The organism is Haloferula chungangensis, assembly GCF_042664875.1.
Classification (GTDB): domain Bacteria; phylum Verrucomicrobiota; class Verrucomicrobiia; order Verrucomicrobiales; family Akkermansiaceae; genus Haloferula; species Haloferula chungangensis.
In genome coordinates this window covers 952,369-975,804 of the sequence record NZ_JBHTBS010000001.1, presented here as the reverse complement: position 1 = coordinate 975,804, position 23,436 = coordinate 952,369, and the positions used below count along the sequence as shown (strand labels likewise).

The window sequence follows — 23,436 nt, the reverse complement described above, 5'->3', positions numbered from 1 at the left end:
CAAAACCATGTTTCGGACACCAAAAACTCACCGCAACCTTTCTACCGTCCGCCCGATTTCTCTCAAGCGACCCGCGTCCATGTATCGACATCTTTTCACCATCCTTGCCAGCACTGCAGTTCTCACTGCTCAGGAGCCACAGAGAATTCCGATCACTCCACCGTCACCGGACGCTCCCGCGCCGATTGAGAGTGTGGTCCCGGGTGCCAATGCCGAAGCGGCTCCGAATGCCGCCAATCTCCAGGTGCCCAATCCTGCCCTGAGTGCCGTGGCCTTGCCTGACCCGAATCAGGTGATTCGTGAAAACATCATCTATCCCAAGTTGACGGGGGATGAGCTGGCGGATCTCTATTTCAAGTATACGGGACGCCGGGTGACAGTCAGCGTGGAAGCGTCGACCGCTGAAATTCGCTTCATCCAACAGGCGCCGTTGACCTATGGTCTGGCAGCCCAGTTGCTCAAGAAGGCTGCCCTCCTTCAGGGCTTCATTTTTGTGCCGGACGTCAATCTGGCAAATCATGACGTTCTGGTGCTGGCAACGTCCGGTTCCAACCACCTGGGGCAGGGACCCGAGGTGATCATCGATCCAGCGGACCTTCCGGAGGACGACCGGGTGGTCTCATTCGTGATGAATCTCCAGCACATCAAACCGGATGAAATCGTTCGGACCTTCACGACCATTGTGGGGCAGCTGGGTGCTTATGGCGCCATCACGCCGGTTCCGAATGCGGGTTCGGTCGTGATCACGGAAAAGACGTCGCTGATCCGCCGCCTGATCCAGCTCAAGGAGGAAATCGACGTCACCGGGCAGGTGGCAACTCGATTCATCGAGGTGCAGTTCGCCGATGTTGAAGAGTTGGCGGAGACCTTGAATGAGGTCCTCGGCACCCAGCAGCAAAGCCAGCGCTCGGCCGGCTTGCAACGGGTCGGCAACAATGCCAATCCAGCACCTAACGCCGCAGGCTTGCCCGGCTCCGCCCCGGCAACGGCAACGGGAACGGGTGGGGGAAATGCGGCCGAAGACGTGCCGATCCAAATCGTTCCGGACACCCGGACGAACCGAATTTTTGTCATGGGCCGTCCCGTTGACATCGTCTTTATCGAAGGTCTGGTGGCGGAGTTTGATACCCGCACGGATGCCCGGAACTACCTGCGTCGCAAGCTGAGCTTTATTCCCGTGGCGGAATTCCTCGATGTGGCGGAGCCCGCGCTCTTGAGGGCCTTCTCGGGAACCGGTGACGGGACTTCGGGCGCTGGTGGTGGTCGATCGACCGGTGCCAACTTCGGTGGGAATACGGGTTCGACACGGAATTCAGGGGGCAATACCCGGACCAACAACACCAGCTTTGGCAACAACAGCAGCACTGGTGGCGGCGCTGGCTTCGGGAGCGCGAGCAGCGGTGTGGGAGTCTCGCTGGGTGACCCTCAGGTCAACAGTGCGCCAGAAGCTCGCTTGGTCGGACGGACCTTGCTGGTTGCTGACAACATCACCAACTCGCTGGTGGTCCAGGGACCTCCGGCCAGTGTTGAAATCATCACCAACCTTCTCGACCAGATCGACGTGAAAGCCGATCAGGTCATGATCTCGGCGGTCTTCGGTCAGCTGGCACTCGGCAATGATTTCGCGTTTGGCGTGGATTATCTCAGGACGCTTGATTCGAGCGACAATGGAGCGACGGCGGGTCGTGGCGGTAGCGGAGGATTCCCGGTGCTCCCGATCGACGGCACGGCCTTCGATCCGGGTAGTTTGGCGTCGGCCGCCGGTCTGGGTCTTTATGGACGCATCGGCGACAACTTCAACGTGCTGGTGACGGCTCTGCAGGCCGACAGCAATTTCAAGGTGCTTTCCAGACCGACGATTTTCACGGCGAACAACCAGAAGGGCACCATCTCTGCAGGTCAGAGAATTGCGGTCCCGACTTCGAGCAACAACTTCGGTGTGGGCAATGGTGGCATCAGCACCAACATTGAGTATCAGGATGTGCTTCTGAGCCTTGAGGTGATTCCACTGGTGAATTCCGATGATGAGGTGACCCTCCAGATTGCTTTGCTCAATGACGAGGTGATCGGCAGTCAGTTCATCGAAGGTGTTGGTGAAATTCCGACGATTGGTCGGCGAGAGGTCCTGACAACAGTGACGATTCCAAACGGGGCGACGATCGCTCTTGGGGGGCTGATCACCAGCAAGACGACGAATTCCGTCTCCGGGATTCCTCTGCTCAGTGATATCCCGGGACTAGGCAAGCTTTTCTCAACGACCTCAACTGAGGACGAGCGTGCTGAACTGATGATCTTCATTCAGCCAAAGATCGTGAAGAGTGCTGCCAGCCTTTATGACGCACAGACGGATTTCGACAGCCGATATGATGTTGCTCAGGAAGCTCACGAGTTCTCCAACGGACCGGCCCTCCTTCCCGATGCAGGTGCTGTGAGCCAACAAGTGATTGATGGCGAAGGTGGTGGCTACAATGAGCCCATCCCCGCGGTGATCGAAGAGGATTCGCGGAAGAGCACCCGGAGATTCGTCGGCGGTCGCCCAGGATCGACCTTCCGAGGCCGCTGAAGCACGCAGTTGATTTCAAGCGGTCGCAGCGGGAGCTTGCCAAGTGGCAAGCTCCAACGCACTTTTTGGCAGTCGCCTCCTGCTCTGTGGCAGGAGGTCCCTAAAACCTAGATTTTCGATTACCATGCCCGAGATTACCGAAGCGGAACTTGCCCCAAACGTCAAAGCCCTGTGGCTGAAAGCTCTGACCGCGGCCCAGACCAAAAACCACGGTTACGCGATCAAGCTGATTCAATCTGTGCTCAAGGATGCCCCTGGCTTTCTTGATGGACGCAAGGTGCTGAGAAAGTGCGCGGGGAACCTGACGGGTGGTCCCAAGAAGAAGTCCAAGATTTTCGGCATGAAGACCGGTGGCGGTCTGGGAACCATGAAGCTTGCCGGCCAGGTGAAAAAGGATCCAGCAGGTGCTCTCGCCGCCATCGAGGCCGAGCTTGAGAAGGACCCCTACAGCCCCGAGCTCAATGACGTGCTTTTCGATGCCTTCATCGCCCTCGATATGAAGGCGAGTGCAGCGTTTGCTCTGGAAACCGTCCGCCAGAGCCATCCTGAAGAGATCAAGCTGATGCACAAGCTGGCTGAGTTCTACCTCGCAGAAGAGGAGAGCATGAAGGCTGCCGAGGTTTATCAGGACATCATCAAAGTCGATCACACCGACTCCGCCGCGATTAAGGGCGAGAAGGACGCGACGGCGCGCGCCTCGATGCAGAAGCAAAAGTGGGGTGAAAATGCGAGCATGAAGGACATGCTGGCCGACAGTGCTGCGAGTGAGGAGATGGAGAAGGCATCCCGCACCGGTTTGACGCGCGAACAGCTCGAAGAGCGCCGCGATCAACTTGCCGCGAAGTATGCCGAGGACCAGAACAACCTCGGCGTGGTGAAGGATCTCGCCGCCATTTTTGAACGTCTCGAAGACTGGCAAAGCGCCCAGGCTTACTACGACTGGGGATTCCAGCTCAGTGCGGGAGACGTTGCCCTGCGCTCGAAGGCCGAAAAGATGGGTGATAAGGTGAAGGAAAGCGCCATGAAGGAACTGGAAGCCAGAGCGGCAGCCAATCCTGATGACCCGGAAGTCAAGGCGATGCTCGAAGAACAACGCAAGGCGAACATCGCGTCTGCAGTCGAGGACGCCAATCGCCGGGTCGAGCAGAATCCGACCGATCCCGTTCTTCGCTACGAGCTTGGCAAGGCGCTCTTCGATGCGGGGGATTTCAGCGGCGCGATTCCGCACCTCCAGCAGGCCAAGCGGAACCCACACATTCAATCCAAGGTGCTGCTCCTTCTCGGCCGGACTTTCAAGGCGAAGAACATGCTCGATATGGGCGTGAAGCAGCTGGAAGCCGCACTCGAAGACCTCGTGGCGATGGACACCGTCAAGAAGGAGATCCTCTACGAGAAAGGTCTCATGCATGACGAGATGGGAGCCAAGGACGATGCCATTTCCTGCTTCAAGGAGATCTACGAAGTCGACTACGGCTACCGCGACGTCGCCCAGCGCGTGGAGGCCTCCTACGGTTGATCCTCAAAGCCTGATGGAACTTATTCTGGCAGATCGAAGTCCGACTTCGATCTGCTTTTTGTGCCTGGACGCCTGTCGCCCAGCGGGAGGCAGGTCAATAAGGGGCCTTCCTTCCTTACGCCTCGATTCGCTTGAGGGCGGGGTGGGGTGGGGAAGGGCCTGAGAATGACCGGTTACTCCGCCAGCCAGCAGTGGTTCCCAGAATCGCAGCGCCTCGAGACCAGAGCGGGGGAGGAAAGGGAAACCCTCAAGGGTAGAGGGTGATTCTCAGCGGATCGTAGCGATCGCTTTCCTTGAAGAGCCATCCCGGGTTGCGGTCCACGACCTCATAACCGGTGAGCATGAATTCAGGAAGAATCTGGTTGCTGTTGGGATCGTATGCCGAGTTCCCGGTGTAGTACCCCTGGATCTTGTATTCGTAGTTCTGGTCGAATCCGTATCGTTGGCCCTGAGCTCCGCTTTCGGGAAGGCGATCCGGGGTCTTCTTCTTATCCTCACGGAAGATGACGAGTTTTGCGCGGCTCCATGGCTGGCGCGGCTTCCTCAAATAGCCCCAGAAGCGCGTCTTCTTCACGTAATAACGTCGACCATAGAAAAAGTCTCCTGTCGGCTCCGAGGCGATCTTCGCCTTTCGCTCGGCAGTGGTCGGTCCGCCCATGGTTCCTCCGCCAATCGGTCCACCACACTGGCAGAGAAGAACGGTCACAAGGGAGAGAATGATGAGGCGACTGGGAGCTTGCATGAGGTGCGGGCAAGGTAGGAAGGAGGGCGGGGGCGCGGCAAGCGCCAATCGATGCGACATGGCGGCGACTTGTTCGTTTCTTACCCATTGAAAACTCGCTTGCAAATAGGGGGAGGCACGGCTAACCACTCCGCCCCTCCCGGCTTTTATGGCCTTCGGGGGTGCACGACTGCATGAAACTGGCATCACTTCTTTCGCCCGATCAAATCGTTCTCGACATGCGTTCCGAGGAACACATGCCTGCGATTTTTGAGCTGGTGGAGCATTTGATCGAGACCGGGAAATTGCCCGAAACTCTGCGCGAAGAAGTGGTCGCTTCCCTGAAAGCCCGCGAAGAGCAGGTCAGCACCGGCATTGGTTACGGGGTGGCCATCCCCCACGCGTTTTCTGAGAACCTTGAAAGCGTCGCTGCCATCTTCGGGCGCTCCGTGAAGGGGATTGACTTCGAGGCGCTGGACAATTCCCCGGTGCATTTCGTGGTGCTTTTCATCGTTCCCAAGAAGGACTACCACCTTCATCTCCAGACACTCGCGGCGATCGCGAAGATGTTTACCAATTGCGAGATCCGTCGACAGCTCAGCGAAGCGGAATGCCGGACGGCGATTCTGGACATCCTGGCTGGCAAGGCTTCACGGAACGTCGCCTGACTTTCCGACATGAGTCTTCTACAGGATATCGAAAATCGTTTGGCTGCCGCGCTTGAGTCGGTGGTCGGAGAAAAGCTTGCCGCACCGGTGGTGCCAGCTGCCGACTTGCGTTTCGGCGACTATCAAAGCAACGCTGCCATGGCGCTCGCCAAGCAGCGCAAGACGAACCCCCGCGCTTTGGCCGAGCAGATCATTGCGGCGATGGATATGGATGGGATCGGTTCGGCTGAAATCGCCGGTCCGGGTTTCATCAACTTCCGCATCGATGCAAGCACCTTCGCTTCCCGCGCCGCCGCGCAGCTTGCCGACGAACGTCTCGGGGTGCCGCTTGCTGCGGAGAGGAAGACCATCGTCATTGATTTCTCGGCGCCGAATGTCGCGAAGCCGATGCATGTCGGTCACATTCGCTCGACCATCCTTGGCGACTCGCTGGCGCGGATTGCCCGCTTCCTTGGCCACCATGTCATCACCGACAACCACATCGGAGACTGGGGCACGCAGTTCGGGATGATCCTCCACGGCTGGAAGACCATTCTCGATGAAGACAAGCTGGAGGGCGATCCGATCCCCGAGTTGGTCCGCGTGTATCGTGAGATCAATGCCGCGGCGAAGGACGATCCGGCGGTGATGGAAACCTGCAAGGCAGAGCTCGTGAAACTGCAGGCGGGCGATGAGGAGAACCTCAAAATCTGGTCTCGTTGCGTGGAGCTTTCGAAGATGGGGCTTCAGAAAATCTATGATCGCCTCGATGTGACCTTCGATCACTGGCTTGGTGAGAGCTTTTACAACGACCGTCTTGCGGGACTCGTCGATGAGTTCATTGAAAAGGACCTGGGACGAATCAGCGATGGGGCGGTTTGTGTTTTCTCGGGCGGCGAACTGCCCGACGACAAGGATCCGTTTCGGATTCATCGGGAAGAAGGTTGGACCGACAACCCGGCGATCATCCGGAAGGCCGATGGAGGTTTCCTTTATGCGACGACCGACTTCGCGACCGTGGAGTACCGGATCGATGAGTGGAAAGCCGACGAGATCTGGTATGTCGTCGGTGCCCCGCAGCAGATGCACTTCCGTCAGATCTTCGATGCCAGCAAGCGCTGGGGCAAGGATGCGGGATTCCAGCACATCGCCTTCGGTTCGATCCTCGGTGAGGACCGCAAGTTGATGAAGACGCGCTCCGGCGACAACGTTCAGCTCGTCGATGTGCTCGATGAAGCGGTCGAGCGGGCCGCTGCGGCGATTGCCGGAAAGAACCCTGACCTGCCGGCTGATGAGGCCAAAGAAATTGCGGAGATTGTTGGTCTCGGCTCGGTGAAGTTCGCGGAACTCTCGCAGAACCGGATGACGGATTACGTTTTCTCCTGGGATCGGATGCTGGCCCTGCAAGGCGACACCGCGCCCTACCTCCAGTACAGCCACGTGCGGATTCGTTCGATCTTCCGGAAACTCGATGAGCCATTTGATTCGGCGGGGGTGGAGCTGACGCTGGACTCGGAGGCGGAAGTCCATCTGGCCCGACTCCTGATTCGCTACGCCGAAACGGTTCCCGCGATTCTCGATGAGCACCGTCCGAACCTCTTGGCAAACTATCTGCTGGAGTTGGCTCGTGCATTCCACTCGTTCTTCGAAGCCTGTCCGGTTCTGAAATCCGACGGTCCTCTTCGTTCCAGTCGACTCGCGCTTTGCGAGCTGACTTCCAAGGTGCTTGCTCACGGTTTGGGGCTGTTGGGAATCCGCTGCCCCGAAAGAATGTAATTTTCATGACCACCGAATCTCCCCGCCGTCGAGACCTTCCATTCTATGTGATAGGTCATAAGAATCCGGACACCGATGCCATTTGCTCGGCCATTGGAAATGCGGCTCTTCTCCGACTGAGAGGCCATCCCGATGCGGTCGCCGCACGCTGCGGAGAGACACCGGCTCGGACCGCGTGGGTTCTGGAAAAGGCAGGGGTGCCCGAACCGGAGTTGGTCATAGACGTGCGCGCGACAGCCGGAATGATCTGTCGCCGCGACGTTGTACAGGTTTGTGAAGGTGACACCTTCCTTGCCGCCTACCGCAGAATGCTCGCCAGTGGCGTCCGCTGCGTCCCGGTGGTCAGCAGTGACGGCGACACCCAGGGGATGCTCCGCTACCTCGACTTGCTGGAATTGCTTGTTCCGGGCGATGGAAGTGGCCTGGCTGTTAGAACGATCCATGTTTCGATCGGGAAGATTGCGACAACCCTTCAAGCCGACAGCGTCGGCGCCGATCTTCCGGACAACGAGGACGACGAAGATCTGATCATGCTGGTGGGCGCTTCATCGCAGAACACCGTGGATCGCCGACTGAAGTCCGCCGCCAAGGAGGGCAATGTGGGACGCTACCTCGTGGTCTGTGGTGATCGCCCGGTGGTGCATCACTATGCGATCGAAAATGGCGCCCGGGCCTTGCTCGTCACCGGTGGCAACGGCGTGGAGCCCGAGATGCGTCGACTGGCGAAAGAGCGGGGTGTGATCATTCTGCTCTGCACTCAGGACACGGCCAGCAGCACCACGCTGATTCGCTGCTCGCGCACGGTGAAGCACGTGATGGATACGGATTTCCAATGCGTGTCGCAGAATGAACCCGTCTCGCGACTCAGGAAATCCCTGGCGCACCTTGAACAGGATCTCTTTCCCGTTGTCGATCCCGTCGACCAGAAGATGATCGGGGTGATCTCGAAGTCAGACCTGGTCGACCCCCCGAAGATCCGCATCGCCCTGGTCGATCACAACGAATACGCGCAGGCGGTCCAGGGAATCGAAGAAGCGCACATTCTTGAAGTCATCGATCACCACCGACTGGCGGGCGATCTGGTCTCTCGCGAGCCGATTCGGTTCCTCAATGAACCGGTGGGTTCGACGTCGACGCTCGTGGCGCGAAAGTTTGCCCACCGCGATCTGGTGCCGGAGCCGGGAATCGCGCTCTGCCTCTGTGCGGGAATTATCTCCGACACCCTCTGCCTGAGTTCGCCAACGACCACCAGCCTCGATCGAGAGATGCTCGAGTGGCTCAGCGGGGTTGCCGGTATCGATCCCGAAAAGTTCAAATCCGACTTCTTCGCGGTGGGCTCCTTGCTGACCAATGGCACCGTCGACGAGATTCTCAACGCCGACCGGAAGGAATTCGATGACGAAGGGGTTCGGGTGACTATTGCTCAGGTTGAAGAACTTGGGCTCCATTCCTTTGACGGCCGGAGGGAAGAACTTCAAGCGGGCCTCGAGGCGCTGGCTCAGGAGAACGGCTACGAGCTGGCAGTGCTGGCCGTGACCGACATCGCGAAGCATCACAGTCTTGTCATGGCCGCCGGCAACCCCCGGATGATCAGCGGACTGCCATTTCAGAAGGTCAATGGCTCGCACTTCGAGGCACCCGGAGTGGTCAGCCGGAAGAAGCAGATTTTCCCTGCGGTCTGCAAGGCGATCCGAACCTTGAGCTAGCAGATTGACCCCGCCGCCGAACACCGCGGAGCGCTACTTCCGATCCTTGGCGCGCTGATATCGCGATCGTCGCTCCGTGTCCTCTTTCGGCGTGGAAATGGGGGCTTCTTCTTCTTTCTTAACGACTGGCGTGGCTTGAGCTCGGGGCGCTTTGACGCGTTTGACTTTGGGAGTCTTGGCCTGGCGCCCGAAGCGCGGAATGCCGGGGAGAGGGAGCTTCCAGCCGGTTCGGGTCATCAAGGCATCGGCGATCACCAGTCCGAGAATGGCAATGACAAGCCAGATCCTGAGAGTGACTTCGTGCTCGAAAGGCGGCCGTTTCCAAGCATCCGCGAGATCGAGGAGTTCACGGCCTCCGGTCTGAGCTGCGACGCTGCGGAGTTCGCCCAGGCGCTCCGGTTCGAAGGCCCACTCGATCGAAGAGCCGATGGTGATGGGGCCGAAGGGCAGGGCGTGGGGGCCAACCTGGATAACCCCACGAATCACGGCGCCCTCATCGAGATCCCGACTCACGGAAAAGTGGCCGGGCTGGATCCGCTTCCACGGGACGTCGTAGGGAGTGCTGCCGGCTTCGCTTTCGAGGAGGCGGAGCCGCGGCGGGCTCGTGCTCAGGGAGTCGCCCCACATTTCCGGATCGTAGAGGAGGTCGAGGGTCAGACGCGTGCCATCGAGTTTGTGACGCAGGCCGATGCCCGGAGGAAGATCGAGCCCCATCAGCCAACGGGTCATCGTTTGGACAAAGTCCGCATAACCGGCCCACTCGCGGGCGGGATCAGAGAACTCACCACCGAGTGGGAAGGAAACGGCGGCGGTGCGACCGAGGCCGCGTCGGGCGTGGGCGACCAGCGGGGCGACATATTCGTCGGTGGTGACCAGCGAGGTCGTGGCATCCTCGCGGGCGTAGGAAAGATTGTAGCCGCCGGCTTGCGGGAGCCATTCGAGCATCTTCGGCGAAACCTCGGCCCAGCGCCCGGTCGGTTGAGCTCCGACTGGTTCCTCGACGAATGCTGAGCGGGCGATGGTGACGGTTTCCTGAGCGAAGATCATCGGGATGTCGACCGGGCGATCGGTGAAGAAAATCCGGCCATCGCCCAGCATCGCGATTTCTTCCAGCAGCTTCGCGTCCGAGTCGGCCTTGGTGCCGAGGCCGATGACGGAGACCGTCGCGCCTTCCTTTTTCATTTCTGCCAGCAAGCGCTTGTAATCGCCGGGTTCCTCGGAGTCGCGGGCGTCGGAAAAGAGAATGATGTGCCGGGTGCCCACATCGACATCCTTGAGTTGGTCCCATGCGGCTTTAAGTCCTTCATAAACGAAGATCCCGCCCCCCTGGGATTGGATCTTCATGACCCGATCGATGATCTTCTTCTTGTCGTTCTTGATCTGGGTCATCTCGACGATTTCGTGCGGCGCGCTGTCGACTGCGAGCACGGCGACGCGGTCCATCTGACCGAGCAGGTTGATCGCCTCGGCGGACCCGCTGTTGGCGAGATCCATCTTGGTGACATTTTTCCCTCCGGCATTGACGTTGACCGACATCGAGCCCGAGCGGTCGAGAACGATGGCGAGGGCCACGGCAAGCTTGCGGTGCTCGGTTTTCAGCTCCATTGAGATCGGCAGGAGCGGATCGATCGACGACTGGAAATAGCCGCCGGATCCAAAGGAGTGCTTGCCTCCCACCATCAGGAAACCGCCGGCCTGCTCACGAACGAAAAAGTCGAGGGCATCGAGGAAGTCCTGCGGAACCTCGTGGGCCGGGACATTGTTGAAGATGACGGCTTTCGCCCCCGAGAGACGCCCGGCCTGGAGGGCTTGGGATTCGGTTTCGACGTCGACGGTGAAGTCGAGTGACGAGAGAACCTTGGCAACGGGATCATCGACGTAATTCGTGACTAACAGCACGCGCGGCCCGCCCGCGATTTCGATCCAGCGCGTCGCACGGTTGTTGCCGGGGTGGGCGTCGACCTCGGGGATCACTTCGGCTTCGTATTTGAATGATCCGCCAATAGGGATGCGGTCGGTGAACTCGGCGCGTCCCACTCCATTGATGAGCTCGACGGTCGTTTCAGTGAGCTTCTGCCCGCCACGACGAACCACCAACGGAACCTCGCCATCGAGGGAGCCGCGGACGGTTACCGAGAAAAGGTAGGGTTCGCCCGCCTGAACACGCTCCGGAAGCTCAATGTGGGAAACACGGAAGTCGTCGAGGGTTTCATCGCGGATCAAGCGAAAATCGATCGGGATCCCACGCGCTTCGAGCTGAGCCGCGGCTTCTGTTAGAGGCTCGGTGGAAAAGCCATCGCTGAAGAGCAGCACTCGTGCGGGCCTGCCTTCTTCCGCGAGTGCTGCCACATGGGCGAGCGCCAGGCCGGTTCGGGTCAGCTTGCGGGATCCCGTGAAGGTCGCCCCGTCCTTGCCGTGTTCGACGATCTCGGCAGCGTAGTCGTGGACGATCAGGCGATCACGGCGGGATGGCCTCGATCTCTCGAGGAGCCGCTGCCATTCGGGCAGTCCCTGATCGACGAGGTCCTCGGTCGAGTCCGAGCGATCGAGCAGCACCCACAGATCAAGCGAGTCCTCGCGAAGCACCAGTCGCGGGTCCGCCAAGGTGACGGCAGCGAGGACGATCAGCAGGAATCGCAGTGGCGAGAAAAGCTGCAAGTCCTTCCAAAACCAAGCGATGAAAAGTGCGGCCGGAATCAGGAGAAACCACTCTGGAGCGTGAAAGGTCATGGATGACTAGGGAGCGTGTGCTTGAGGGGTTAACGCAGCGCCGCGCTCCTTGCTGAAACGCCAGGAGACGATCAACGCTGCGATGAGAAGAAGCACCCAGGCACGCCACCAGTGATCCTCGACCGTGTGACGTTCCACCGCTTCGGCGGTACTGGTATCGAGGGTGTCCAGGCTTGCACAGTGGGTGAAATCGGCTTCGCGGGTATCGCCAAAATGAAGCGAGGCATCGAGCAACTCGGTCTCTCCCTGGGTGACCTTGAGGAAGCCGGGTTCAAGCGGGGCGGGGAAGCGGAGCAGAGGAGTGGCAGGATAGTCCATTTGTCCGATGGCCTTCCCCGAGACATCGAACTGAGCTGCTGTGATCACCGCTGCCGGAATATCTCCAGTGTCTGTTAGAGCGGCGAGTTGTATCGGTTGACCGGTCTCGAGGTTCTCGCTGAAGCCGGAAATCTTCGAGTCACGAATGCTTTCGATGAAACGATGGAGACAAACGATGAATGCCGGTTGACTGGCGGCATTGGATAGCCGGAGATCGAAATTGAAGCAGAGTTGGAGCTTTACGGGCTCGCCGGGTCCAGCTGCCAGCTGGCGGAGGAAGATCAGCGGTCGCGCGTCCTGCCAGAGAAGCACGTCGTCGCTCGCAAGCCGTTCAAGCTGGATCGTCTCGCGGACCAGCAGGGCCTGCCAGTTCAGTCCGTTTACCAGCGGATGCTCTTCCGCGACGATGCCTCCTTTGAGGTAGGAACCGGCCGAGGTGGAATCCTGAACGAAGACCACCGCATTTCCATCAGGAAGCATGGGGTCGAGGGCGTCGTAGGCGATCAGTGAGAGATCGGCGGTGGCGGCATCGTTGCTCGGCGTGATGGCATCCAGTGAGCTGATCATGCGGTCCGAGAGCTTCGAAAACTCGGGAGTGGTCGCTGCATGGAGACTCAGCGCCTTCGGTCTCGGTGCGACCATTGGGAAAACATCGTCGAGAGCGAACTTGTCTTCGGAGAGGACGAGGCGGGCCCGTTCCGTCTGGTCAGGATAGGCCGCCTGCAGCGAAATCAGTGAGCCTGGATCGATGTCGAACGATTGGGGTTCGCTCGATGTCCCATCCGGAAATTCAAGCCGCCAACTGCGCGTCGCCTTCTGCTGCGAGTAGTTTCTAACAATGGCGCTCCAGACCAGCGCGCCTTCCTTGTTTTCAAAATTCAGCCCGGTGATGCCGACATTCTCGATCTTTTCACCCAGCGAGACCAGCTGCGCATCAAAGGGCAGGGCATCCGGCGGTGTGTCGGTGAAATAAACGACGATGCCCTCGCGAGCGACAATCGATCGGGCGAGACGGATGGCCTGCGATGGATCGGTGAGGCCGTCGCGGGGGCTCCAGGCATCGAAGGCCAGTGCAAGTTCCTCGATGGATGAGCCGGTGTAGATGCGTTCCCTGCCGGGGGCGCTTTGGAGAACGGTGAGTTCGAGGGCGGAGGCAGGACCTTGAAGGTCGGGAAGGGCCTCGATGAGACGTTCCTTGACTTGATCCTTGATGACCGACATCGAGGCAGAGGAGTCGAGGACAATGGCAACCCGTTGGGTGCTGCGGGCTTTCTGATAGCGGGGCTCTGCCAGCAGCCAGGTGAGAAGCAGCACGGCGAGCAACTGCATCCACAGCGGAACGGAGTTCATCAAGCGGTCGAAGCGTCTGCCGCTCGCGGATTCGCGCTGGGTCTTTTCGAGAAGGAAGAGCGTCGTGATTGGCAGGACAACGGCTTGCCGTTGGAGAAAGTGAATCGCCAGCACAGCAGGAATGCCGAGCAGTGCCCAGAGACCGAGAGGGTTAGCGAGGGTGATCATGGCGACTTAGTTCGCGATTTCGAGGGCACCCAAGGGCAGGGCCTCCGCGAAAAGTGAAGATTCGAGGTCCGCATCGCATTCGACCCGGGCGAGCGCGCTTTGATGCCGGTTGGCCGCGTTCTTCCAGAGCGCGAAATGGTTGACGTAGGCTTCCTTGTAACGGCGGAGCGTCGAGGGTTCGATACGGTGTTGGTGGCGGGTGCTCTTTTCGGCTTCGACGAATTCGTAGTTTCCCGTCCATTCGGGAGTCGCCTCAGATTTGAGAAAGGGGGCGAGAATGATCGGGGCGCCTTGGCGTGCGGATAGCAGACGGAGAATCGGTGTGGGATCACCGGCAAAAAGAAGATCGGAAACGAAGACACGAATCGCATTCTGGCGAAACTGAATGCGCGAGACGTCGGGAGGGGCGGCCGCGTCGGCGACGGGCATGGCGCGGATGTCATCGAGCCAGCGGTGCACGCCGATGACATCGCTCGGCACGGGTCGAATGACATCCCCGCGCACGAGATGCACGCTGGTGGCCGCGCCGGAACGTCGCGCCGACTCGACGGCGAAGTAGAACAACTCGGCACTGCGTTTGGCCTTGATCGGGTCGAACCACATCGACTCGGAAGCATCGAGCACCACGTCAACGACCGGGCGGACTTCCTCCCGGTAGAGTTTCATCGTGTAGGTGCCGGTGCGTGCGTAAGCCTGCCAGTTGATATGTCGGGGATCATCGCCGGGGACGTAGGTCCGGTGGTCCTGAAAGTCGAGCGATGAGCCGACGCCTGCTCCGGCAAACTCGCCGGCTTGTCCTTTCCAGACCTTTGAACGCAGCGGCAGACGCAGGCGGCCGGCGGCGGCCAGGGCTCTGGAGTGACAGTGACTGAGTTCTTCGCGGGTCATGTCTTGAGGTGTTCGAGATATTCCATCTCCACATCACGAATCGAGCGGAGCCGGATGACGGCATTGATGAGAAGGACGATTCCGTAGAAAAGCGAGATTCCAAGGGCGACCTGAAAAATGGACTTGGGGTCAAAAGTCCGTGGCATTTCGATCATGCTGAAGAAATTCATCGGAATCCAACAGAAGAACCACAGGAAGCCACGTTGTTCGTCGGAAAGTGCGTCGGCGATGTAATGAAGCACCAATGTTAGAACGAACTGCGACACGAGGATCAGCAGGTAGAAGGTGAAGCGATTGGCGATCTTCTTGTCGAAAAAGGACATGATGGCCGCAGGCATCAGAAGGGAGCCTAGCATGCCGGTGAGTCTCGTCAGGTCATCAAGAGTCAGAGAGGTGTCGCCACCAAACACGAGAATTCCTGAAGAGAATGCGATGAGCAGGGCACTGAACATCACGCCGCTGGGCCAGCCCGGATAGAGGAAACGCCCGGCGATGATCCCCGCAGTGCCTTTTTTGAGAAACGGAGCGCAAACAGGCGGGAGGAGGTTGATGGGCTCAGTTAGCGCCATTACGAGGGCCGGGATGGCGAGAATCATCACCAGCGCCAGCAGATAGTAAACTCCAGGTTGGGTGAAGAGCGAGATGATGAGGATGAGGCTCAACAGGACCAGGCAGGCCAAACGCTTGGGGGAACTGTGATTTTCCGCGACAGGGGCAATCTGGGAAGCTCCGATGCCGAGCGCGGTCCAGCCGATGTAGCAGCCTGAAAAAACGAATGCCAGGACGCTCATGAAATCCTTAGGACTCTGCATCGAACAGGTTTCGACAAGCTCGTCGAAGTTGCCGTCGAAGCAGAAACCAGGGATCGCGACCACGCCGATCGCTCCAAAGATGAGCGGCAACAAGCCACGGATGATGACGGACGGCAGGCAGGAGACGCCAATCACGACGGCGGTCGCGAAGGCAGATGTTAGAAAAACGAGCAGGAGCAGGATCAGTTCGCCGAAGAGGTTCATGTCGCCAAACCAGTAGCGGAGAATCAGATAGGGAATGACGGCGGCCAGCAGCAGGGCAGACTGCGCGACGAGTGAGATCCACTTTCCGAGAACGATCTTCCAGGCGCTCAGGCGCGTCAGCACCATCAGCTCAATGGTGTTTTCCTGGACCTCGCGATGCAGAGCACCGATGGCTCGGGCCGGCTGGATCACCAGCACGGCAAGTGCGAAGAACATGAAGATGATGCCCGATATATTGTGTCCGGCATCCTGAGGGGAACTCGCGGCACCCAGCGAGGAGAGGAGCACCAGTCCGAGCAGCCCTTGAAGGGTAAGGAAGACGATGACGAAGGTCTTTGCCCGGAGCCCCTGACGCAGTTCCTTGACGAGCATCGGCGAGGGCTTGTCCGAGAAATCGGCAAGCTTGTCGGCGAGCAACGCGCGTGCTTTGTCGGGAACGGCGGGGGTGGCTGGAGCTTCGGACATGAAACTTTTAGGGGCGGTGGCAGAGTGGGTCTTTGAACATCGACACCACTTTGGGGCGGGTTTGGCAGGTTTGAGCGGTGGTTGGTTTTAAAAACTGGGAGCGACCAGGTGGCTCGCAAAGCGGTGTCGCCGCTCCGCTTTGCCACCGCAGTCCAATGTGTTAGTTTGCTGGCGGGCTGAAGCTTGGTTCGGGTGGGAGTTGTTCTACGGGTTGCGCGGATTCGCCCCGGTCGATGCGACCGAGCATGTCGATGAAGGCGTCTTCGAGATTTCGCTGCTCCTTGTGGAAGTCCACAACCTGCAAGCCGTCCTTCACCATTCTGGCGAGCGTTTCGGCGGCTTTCTCCGGAGCGTTGGTATCGATGCGAATGCGGCCACCCTTCTTTCGGGATTCGAGAAACTCGACGTGCGGGTTGATCACGCACCAGTCTGAGACGGCTTGGGGGTCTCCCACCACTTGCACGTCGTAAAGAACACCCCCGGCGGCATCCGTTCCCTGTTTCAAGGACTCCGAATCCCCGTGGTGAACAATGCGCCCGTTGTTCACGAAAAGCAGCGAGTCACACATCTCGCCGAGCTCGGAAAGAATGTGAGATGAGATGAAAATGGTCTTTCCCTCCTGGGCGAGCACCCGAATCAGGTGCTTCAGTTCGACGCGGGCCTTCGGATCGAGACCTGCGGCGGGCTCGTCCATGATCAGGACCTGCGGGTCATGCAGCAGCGACCGGCCCAAACAGAGCCGCTGGGTCATGCCTTTCGAGAGCTTGTTAGAGAAACGCTCAGCGAGCGGAATGAGGTCGGTGAATTCCATCACCTCCTGGACACGCGTACGCCGCTCCTTGCCGTGGTATCCGAACGCGCGGGCGTAGAAATCGAGGTACTCGAGCACGGTCATGTGCTCGTAGTTCCCGAAGTGATCGGGCATCCAGCCGATCAGGCGACGGATTTCTTCCGGATGGTGGACCACGTTGATACCGCAGATTTCGGCGACACCCATCGTCGGATAGTCGAGCGAGGCGAGGATGCGCATCGTGGTCGTTTTGCCAGCACCATTCGCACCGACGAATCCGCAAACCGATCCGTGCGGTATCTCAAACGAAATTCCGTTCACCGCCTTCAGTTGCCCGAAGTATCGGTAGAGATTGTGAACTCTGATAGCTGCGTCTGACATTTGAACTCTAAGACTTAACTTCTAAACCCCAAATTGAAGGCGTAGGGAATCGGGGGGCGAATCATCAATTCAAGGTTTGCTGCTTGTTATCGATGATGGATGAAAGGATGCGGACGATCTGCTTGCTCTCGCCGAGCAAGATGTCGAGTCGATGGGAAGCGGATTGATTAAGGTCGTTGCAGTTTGCGAGGAGGCTCAGCCAGAAACCGGACTCACGGGCTTCCCTTTTTGAAATTCGATAGCGGTAGAGGGAGTCGTCGGGACTGATTCCTTCATCACCGTTCCGCTCGTTGTTCATCATTGAATTCTAGAGTTTGAATTTTGAAGTTTAGCGGAGCACGGGTCCGGTGAGGATGGTGTGGGTGCGGCTCCAGTCGATCGAATCAATGGTCTCGACGGCGGGAGCTTCAGTGGCGATGGCCACGTAGTGGTCGGGACGCGTCGACGCCAAATTGAGGGTCCGGCGGTTGCGCTCGCCAAACCTGGTGGACTGGTCACCGATGGCGTTCTTGAATTCGCGTTCGCTGATCGGGGTGCAAGTGACCTTGTTGCCGGGCTTCAGGTCACTGGCCAGCCAATATCCATTGCTACGGTCGGTGTAGTAGATCGATTCGATGGGGAAATCGAAGGTGGAGAGGAGAATCGGGGTGCCTCCACTGCTTTTGATTTCAATGCGTCCACGTGTCGGAATCACGGAGCGGATCAGTTGACCTTGTTCGGAGCGACTTTGGAACCAGTCGCCGGTGACGGCGAGTTTGCCATCATCGAAATTGGCGGTGTAGCGCATGCCGCCACCTTCGTTGGACCGATTGAGGCGTGCCCAGGCGCTGTCTGAAATCGGGACCGGCGTGATGGCGGCGGCTTCATCAAGGCTGAAGGAAGCTCCGAGCAGCACGCCGGTGCGGCTGATTTGTTCCTGGATAACGTAGGCATTGTTTTCACCGGAGTCGGGTCTGACTTCGATGAGGGCGATCCTTTCGCCGCGCCCGCCGGTTCCGTCCTTGAGGAGGATGAGAAGAATCAGCAGGGCGCTGGTGGCGAGCGAGATGATCGGGGTGGTGATGAATAGTTTGTGACGCATCCCCGACTTGGCAAAGACAAACAGATTCACGGGCCCAACAAGGATGCCGAAGCCGATCAGGACGACGATGAAGATTCCGTAGGCAAACTTCTGCGCACCGAAGCTCCCGTGCAGTGGCCATGCTCCGGAGTAGTCATTGCGAATGCTCTTGTTCTGCGGAGGGATCGTCGGGGCCTTGAGGAAGTGATTGACGAGCTTTGGCGCATCAAGGGCAAGTGTGGCCCGGATGGATTCGAGTCGGATGGTCCCGTAGCCGAAGCTGTCGCCATCCGAGTCGATCCCGAGTGAGGCATAGTTCGATGAACTGTTGAGGCGGTAAATCACCAACTCGCCACCGAGTCGACACCACTGGAGGATGGCATTGCGGGCCCCGGCGCCGAGCTTGTTCCAATCGTCATCGGTCATCAGGAAGGCATCGTACCCGCTGTAGGCGCGCCAGTCTTCGGGCATGCGAAGTGGGTCGAAGCGCCCCGCGAATGTCGGGCGACTGGATCCGGAATGTCGTCGATTGAGCTCGGCGTCGAGGATCGATGCGTTCGGCGTATGGAGCTTCTCGCTCATCATCACAGCCGCCGCCTCGTCGCCGAAGTTGGAGTGAAGGTTTCCTTCGTTTCGTCCGAAACTGCCGCCAATGACGAGCTCGACCGTCGATCCGGAGCTCAGCCTCCCATCACCCAGAACGGTCGTCAGAGGGACAAGAAGGTCGTGAGTGCTGACGGATTCCTCGGCAACCGGAAAGGAGAACTCGGAGGTCACCCGGCTGTCGTCGTCCTGGGGGCCGCTTGTAGAAGAAGTATTGACGGTGATCTGCCCGCCGGACTTCTGCTGGTTGACGGCCGTGATGCGGACGGGCAGGTAGCCTGTCGGAGCTGCGATGGAAAACAGGGCATCGACCTTGATCTCGGTCTTGTCCGTCGGGTGGGTGGGCCGAGGGTTGACACTACAAAGCGGTTCCTGGGCGATCAGGGGGAGCGTGAAAAACGCGATGATCAGGGGCAGGTAGCAGCGGTGCATGACGGGGTTGCGTTCAGGCGTTGGAGTTCATTGTCTTGGGAGTGCTGCCCGACTGGAAGGGAACCTCTTCAAGCAGAGCCCGGACGATATCGTTGTTGTTCAAGCCTTCGACGCGGGCATTGTATTCGAGGACGATGCGGTGGCGGAGAACCGAAGGAGCCACGAATTTGACGTCTTCAAACGATGCGTTGGTGCGCTCGTTCATGAGGGCCCGGGCTTTGGCGGCGGAAGCGAGGGAGAGCGCCGCACGCGGGCTGGCTCCATAACGGATGCCGCGAGCGGCAGCCGATTGGCCGGGATGGGTGGCGTCGACGACTCGCGCGATGTAGTTGGCGACGACATCGGGAAGATAGATGCGCCGAACGAGGTTGAGAACCTCGTCGAGTTGCTCGGCGCCCATGATGGCCTCGACTTCGGGTTCGGCACCGAGTTCGCGGTGACCGACAATGCGCTGCAGGGTCTCGACGTTGTTGCGGGTGACCTCGAGTTTGAAGAGAAAGCGGTCGAGCTGGGCTTCGGGAAGCGGGTAGGTCCCTTCGAGTTCGATGGGGTTTTGGGTGGCGAGGACGAAGAAAGGTCTCGGCAGCTCGTGGCTTTCACCGAGCACGGTGACACGACGTTCCTGCATGGCTTCGAGGAGTGCCGACTGAGTCTTGGGCGAGGCGCGGTTGATTTCGTCGGCGAGCACGATGTTGGTGAACAGGGGGCCTGGCTGGAAGACGAAGGAACGTCGTCCCTCGATCTCCTGCAACACGGGGTTGCCGGTGATGTCGCCGGGAAGCAGGTCGGGGGTGAACTGCACGCGTTTGGTGCCGAGCCGGAGGGTTTTCGATAGGCCTTTGACCAACTCGGTTTTCCCCAGACCCGGGAGGCCTTCGAGGAGGATGTGACCTCGGGCCAAGACGCCCGTCAGAACAAGCTCGATGAGCTCCTCCTGACCGAAAAGGACCTGATTCAGGGCGGCGCTGAGTGAGCGGACGTGCTTTCCCGCGGTGGCGATTTCGGTTTCAGAAGCAAATTCCATGTCCTTGTTCTAACGGAGAATAGAACAGGAGTATTGGAAGTTAGCGTGAAGATGCGATGAAAAAGCCTGTCCGTTATTGGAATAGCCGGAATCGGGCAGGGGATGTGCCGAAGGCCTCATGCTGGCCCGCCTCCATCAATCCGCGAGGGGCTCGGCGCGACCTTTCTCGATGCAGGAAGCGAGCCACTCGATCAGCTTCGTGGTCTCGCTGCTGTCGCGGCGCAAAGTGTCGAGTAGGGACCAGTCAATGTGCTGACGATAACGCGGTGCGGCGATCCGATTGAAATCGATCCGCTCCATCAGGGCCTCCGTTTCCTTGGGGTGGGCATTGAGGATATTGGCAGCGCGCGGAAGGTCATCAAGCACCTCGATACTGAGCCCGTAGGAGATCACCCCGACGCCAAAGGTGGCATTCAGCGCGCGGAGGCCGTCGGCCAGCGCGCCGTCTTCAATGGGTGCCGCATAGATGAGCTCGCCACCCTGGGTCCACATCGAGCCGGAGAGCGCTTGGAAAAAGTCCTCGCGGTAGCTGTGGAGGGTCGACTGGATGCGTAGCCGCGCACCACTGAGGCGGAAAGGTGGCAGACCGAGTCGCTGCTTCATCGCGAGCATTTTGGAATCGAGCGACATGCCTTCGTCGGGGTCATCGCCCGTCTGCCAATCGACCACGGCGACCTCGGGGTATTTCCAGAGATTTCCGAGTGGGGAGCCCGCGGAAAATGCTTCGCGAAACTCGAAAGGAAACCTTCCATTGAGTTCGTTGAAACGACGAACGATGGCGCGGAATTTTTTGACTCGCTCGAGGGCATGGTCGACAGCTCCGCGATCGGAGTTGAGGTCATCGAGACGACCCTGGCTCAAGGAAAGAAGTTCCTGGGCACCTGATAGAGCGGGGACTGGTGCCGAGCGCCGGTAATATCCCTGACCCTTTTCGACCTTGGCGATCGGCGAAGCCGGATCGCAGGACATGATGGAAAAGTGATAGCGAAGTGAGGCGTCCGAGTAGTTTCCTGTGAGCTGCAGACGGACCAGGCGGATGAGTTCGGTCCCCTTGATGGCCTCCGCAGGGTTGTTGGGGAGGAGGGACGGAAGGATGTCCGATAGCTGGGTGCGGAGACTCATAAGGGCAGGAAAGAAGGCAGCAAAAGGCTTGAAGAGCATCAAATTGCGCCCTCGATTTGCGAGCAAGCCCCAATCCGGAAATTTTGGAAAAAGACGGTGATTGGGAATAACTTTTTGAATGCGACAAGCCGCTTGCGCGTCGGATCGACCACGATGACACTCTCCGCACACATGAAACGATTGATCCTTTCCCTCATCGCCATGGGCATCTGCCTGTCCGGAGCCACCGCCCAGGATGCCTCCCAGATTATCGAACGCGCTCGGATCGCAGCGACTCTTCAAAACAACGACCTGCAGGGCAAGTTGGAGAAGCGGGGCGGGGACAAGGCGGACGTCATGCTCTTTCTCAAAGGAAAGAACATCCAGTTCCAGTACTCGGTCAAAGGGAGAGCGTGGGAGATCTTCCACATGCGGCTTGGCCGGGATCAGTACGATCTCTTCTCGATCGACAATGGGAAAACGAGCCAGTTTCCCGACAGCAAGTTGTCAGATCCGGTCGCAGGCACGGATCTGAGTTTTGAGGATCTCTCGCTGAGGTTCTTTTACTGGCCCAATCCGAAGTTGGAAGGATCCGAGAGCGTGAAGGGCGAGGACTGCTGGAAGATCCGCCTCAACAACCCGTCGAAAGCCGGTGCTTATGGCGTGGTCTACGTCTGGGTGCACAAGAAGTTCGGCGCCTTCATGAAGATCCGCGGACACGATCGGACCGGCGAATTGAGGAAGGAATTCCTCGTGGATGACATCATGCGTCTGCCGGATGGAAGCTACACCCTGCAGAAAATGAAGGTGGCGAGCATGAGCGGAGGCCGCACGACCGGCCTCAGCTACCTGTTTTTTGACAAGCCGAAGAAGACGGCTCCGGCTGGGCTGAGGTGAGTCGTTCATTGAAAAAATCCCCGAGTAATTTCGTTGAGAAGTCAGACTCTTGGTCAAAAGGGTGAAGGCAGCGGGACTGACGTGGAGACGTTCGCTGACTTCCTCGCCAATGAGGCGGTAGGCGTCAGGATCGTCGAGGACTTCGGGCGATACGATGATTCGCTCTCGAGTTGGCAGTCCTTTGAGTGATTCGGCCAGCTTGCTGGTGCGTTTGGCGCGTGGTGCTTTGGCTTGAGTTTCAGCCGCCGGTCCTTGGTCTAGGGGATCGGCGGCGTCGGGCTTTTTTGCCTCGCTCTCCAGAAAGGTCATGAGCAGCTGGTCGTGACTGAGCTGTTCGCTTTTGGTGCCGTAAAGGCGTTTGAGCAGGGCGGCGACGAGGTCCTTCTGCTGCTGGAGTTCGGCACGAAGGGCGGCGTTGTCTTCGAGCAGCTTCTTGTTCTGCTCGATGAGTTGGGCTGCTTGTTCATCGGTCATCGTTGCGGCTCTGAACTACGTCAGGCATCGTAGCTCTTTTTTGGAAATAACGGGGATCCATACCAGGGTCTGCGTCGTCCGTCACGCAGGTCGATGCCATCGGTGAGCACGGCGAGAGCGGTGGGTCTTAGGATGAGCTTTTCACGGCCCTCCTCGATGTCTTCGGGCCGGCTGAAGGTTCCCCGCTCGAGTCGTTTTGCCACGCACCAGTACCCTGTCTTATCAAAGTAGAGAATCTTGATGAGGTTGCGTCGTTTGTTGGTGAAGAGGAAGGCGGCTCCGCTGGCGGGGTCGATGCCGATGGTGTGACGCGCGATTTCGGAGAGTCCGTTGAAGCTTTTGCGCATGTCGCAGGGCTTGAGCGCGACGTAGACTTTGAGGTTGCCGTTGAAGTCGCCTGTAACGCGTCCGGCCGATACGCTCCGTTTTGATGATAGTGGAAGTAGCGGAGGTTTCAGACGAAGATGTCATAGATCGCCAGTCTATGGCACTTATGCCCCGCTTGAATAGAGATGTTCTGTTGGGCGCTTACGCCCCCGAAGCGAGAATTGTCTTTCAAAACGTCGCTCACCCGTCCCGGCAAGTCATTGACTCTCAGGACTGAATTGAATCCGCAAGAGCAGTAAAAGCCGCGCTCACCCAAGCACCTCGGCCAGTTCAACAACAGATAGCATCGGGGCTATCGCCCGAAGCTATCTTTGAGGTTCGGCATCAATCGTTTCACCTGGGACGTTTCTCTGTATCTGGGCACTATTGAACAATCTCTGGCGGTCGCGAAGGTCGGGCAATCTGCCGATACTCGTCCAAATG

The 23,436-nt window shown here is 58.9% G+C and carries 18 protein-coding genes; 7 read left to right on the top strand and 11 right to left on the bottom strand.

Annotation, left to right across the window (positions count from 1 at the left end):
• The first annotated feature begins 79 nt into the window (after positions 1–79).
• Together ACFQY0_RS03915 and ACFQY0_RS03910 are read left to right on the top strand one after the other, a co-directional pair.
• Positions 80–2,563 carry a secretin N-terminal domain-containing protein gene (locus ACFQY0_RS03915; protein WP_379709295.1) on the top strand — a complete coding sequence of 828 codons (2,484 nt, stop codon included), beginning with the start codon at positions 80–82 and terminating at the stop codon, positions 2,561–2,563.
• 124 nt (positions 2,564–2,687) lie between these two features.
• Positions 2,688–4,079, top strand: coding sequence for a tetratricopeptide repeat protein (locus ACFQY0_RS03910; RefSeq protein WP_379709293.1), 1,392 nt, complete (start codon positions 2,688–2,690; stop codon positions 4,077–4,079).
• 247 nt (positions 4,080–4,326) lie between these two features.
• Here the strand turns inward: ACFQY0_RS03910 and ACFQY0_RS03905 are convergent, their stop codons facing one another.
• A complete protein-coding gene (locus ACFQY0_RS03905; RefSeq protein ID WP_379709291.1) occupies positions 4,327–4,821 on the bottom strand; it encodes a hypothetical protein in 495 nt (164 codons plus the stop codon).
• A 173-nt stretch (positions 4,822–4,994) separates the two neighbouring features.
• On the opposite strand from ACFQY0_RS03905, the gene ACFQY0_RS03900 reads away from it, so the two are divergent.
• The 3 genes from ACFQY0_RS03900 to ACFQY0_RS03890 are packed head-to-tail and all read left to right on the top strand — an operon-like array spanning position 4,995 to position 8,929.
• Positions 4,995–5,468: a PTS sugar transporter subunit IIA gene (locus ACFQY0_RS03900; protein WP_379709289.1), complete on the top strand. Its 474-nt coding sequence runs from the start codon at positions 4,995–4,997 to the stop codon at positions 5,466–5,468.
• Positions 5,469–5,477: 9 nt separating this feature from the next.
• A complete protein-coding gene (gene argS / locus ACFQY0_RS03895) occupies positions 5,478–7,223 on the top strand; it encodes an arginine--tRNA ligase (RefSeq protein WP_379709287.1) in 1,746 nt (581 codons plus the stop codon).
• A gap of 5 nt (positions 7,224–7,228) precedes the next feature.
• Positions 7,229–8,929 carry a putative manganese-dependent inorganic diphosphatase gene (locus ACFQY0_RS03890; RefSeq protein WP_379709285.1) on the top strand — a complete coding sequence of 567 codons (1,701 nt, stop codon included), beginning with the start codon at positions 7,229–7,231 and terminating at the stop codon, positions 8,927–8,929.
• 33 nt (positions 8,930–8,962) lie between these two features.
• Here the strand turns inward: ACFQY0_RS03890 and ACFQY0_RS03885 are convergent, their stop codons facing one another.
• The 9 genes from ACFQY0_RS03885 to ACFQY0_RS03845 form a co-directional block, all read right to left on the bottom strand.
• Entirely contained in the window at positions 8,963–11,659 is a 2,697-nt protein-coding gene (locus ACFQY0_RS03885) for a VWA domain-containing protein (RefSeq protein WP_379709283.1), read from the bottom strand.
• A 6-nt stretch (positions 11,660–11,665) separates the two neighbouring features.
• Positions 11,666–13,495 (bottom strand): BatA domain-containing protein, encoded by a 1,830-nt coding sequence (locus ACFQY0_RS03880; RefSeq protein WP_379709281.1) that lies wholly within the window; start codon positions 13,493–13,495, stop codon positions 11,666–11,668.
• A 6-nt stretch (positions 13,496–13,501) separates the two neighbouring features.
• The gene (locus ACFQY0_RS03875) at positions 13,502–14,383 is read right to left on the bottom strand and encodes a DUF58 domain-containing protein (protein WP_379709279.1); all 882 of its coding nucleotides are present in this window, start codon (positions 14,381–14,383) and stop codon (positions 13,502–13,504) included.
• Positions 14,380–15,864: a hypothetical protein gene (locus tag ACFQY0_RS03870; protein WP_379709277.1), complete on the bottom strand. Its 1,485-nt coding sequence runs from the start codon at positions 15,862–15,864 to the stop codon at positions 14,380–14,382. Before ACFQY0_RS03870 ends, ACFQY0_RS03875 begins: the two co-directional genes overlap by 4 nt.
• A 160-nt stretch (positions 15,865–16,024) precedes the next feature.
• Entirely contained in the window at positions 16,025–17,035 is a 1,011-nt protein-coding gene (locus ACFQY0_RS03865; protein WP_379709275.1) for an ABC transporter ATP-binding protein, read from the bottom strand.
• A 64-nt stretch (positions 17,036–17,099) separates the two neighbouring features.
• Positions 17,100–17,336, bottom strand: coding sequence for a four helix bundle protein (locus ACFQY0_RS03860; protein WP_379709273.1), 237 nt, complete (start codon positions 17,334–17,336; stop codon positions 17,100–17,102).
• A gap of 27 nt (positions 17,337–17,363) precedes the next feature.
• Positions 17,364–19,130 (bottom strand): hypothetical protein, encoded by a 1,767-nt coding sequence (locus ACFQY0_RS03855; RefSeq protein ID WP_379709271.1) that lies wholly within the window; start codon positions 19,128–19,130, stop codon positions 17,364–17,366.
• A gap of 13 nt (positions 19,131–19,143) precedes the next feature.
• A complete protein-coding gene (locus ACFQY0_RS03850; protein WP_379709269.1) occupies positions 19,144–20,154 on the bottom strand; it encodes an AAA family ATPase in 1,011 nt (336 codons plus the stop codon).
• Positions 20,155–20,289: 135 nt separating this feature from the next.
• A complete protein-coding gene (locus tag ACFQY0_RS03845; RefSeq protein WP_379709267.1) occupies positions 20,290–21,276 on the bottom strand; it encodes a hypothetical protein in 987 nt (328 codons plus the stop codon).
• Positions 21,277–21,447: 171 nt separating this feature from the next.
• Here ACFQY0_RS03845 and ACFQY0_RS03840 point away from each other — a divergent pair, with 171 nt between their 5' ends.
• Together ACFQY0_RS03840 and ACFQY0_RS03835 are read left to right on the top strand one after the other, a co-directional pair.
• Complete coding sequence (locus ACFQY0_RS03840; RefSeq protein WP_379709265.1) at positions 21,448–22,152, top strand: outer membrane lipoprotein-sorting protein; 705 nt, start codon at positions 21,448–21,450, stop codon at positions 22,150–22,152.
• A 321-nt stretch (positions 22,153–22,473) separates the two neighbouring features.
• Entirely contained in the window at positions 22,474–22,659 is a 186-nt protein-coding gene (locus ACFQY0_RS03835; RefSeq protein WP_379709263.1) for a hypothetical protein, read from the top strand.
• On the opposite strand, the gene tnpB is transcribed toward ACFQY0_RS03835, so the two are convergent.
• A complete protein-coding gene (gene tnpB, locus ACFQY0_RS03830) occupies positions 22,647–23,084 on the bottom strand; it encodes an IS66 family insertion sequence element accessory protein TnpB (RefSeq protein WP_379709409.1) in 438 nt (145 codons plus the stop codon). The two genes, ACFQY0_RS03835 and tnpB, sit on opposite strands and share 13 nt — an antisense overlap.
• Between the last annotated feature and the right edge of the window lie 352 nt (positions 23,085–23,436).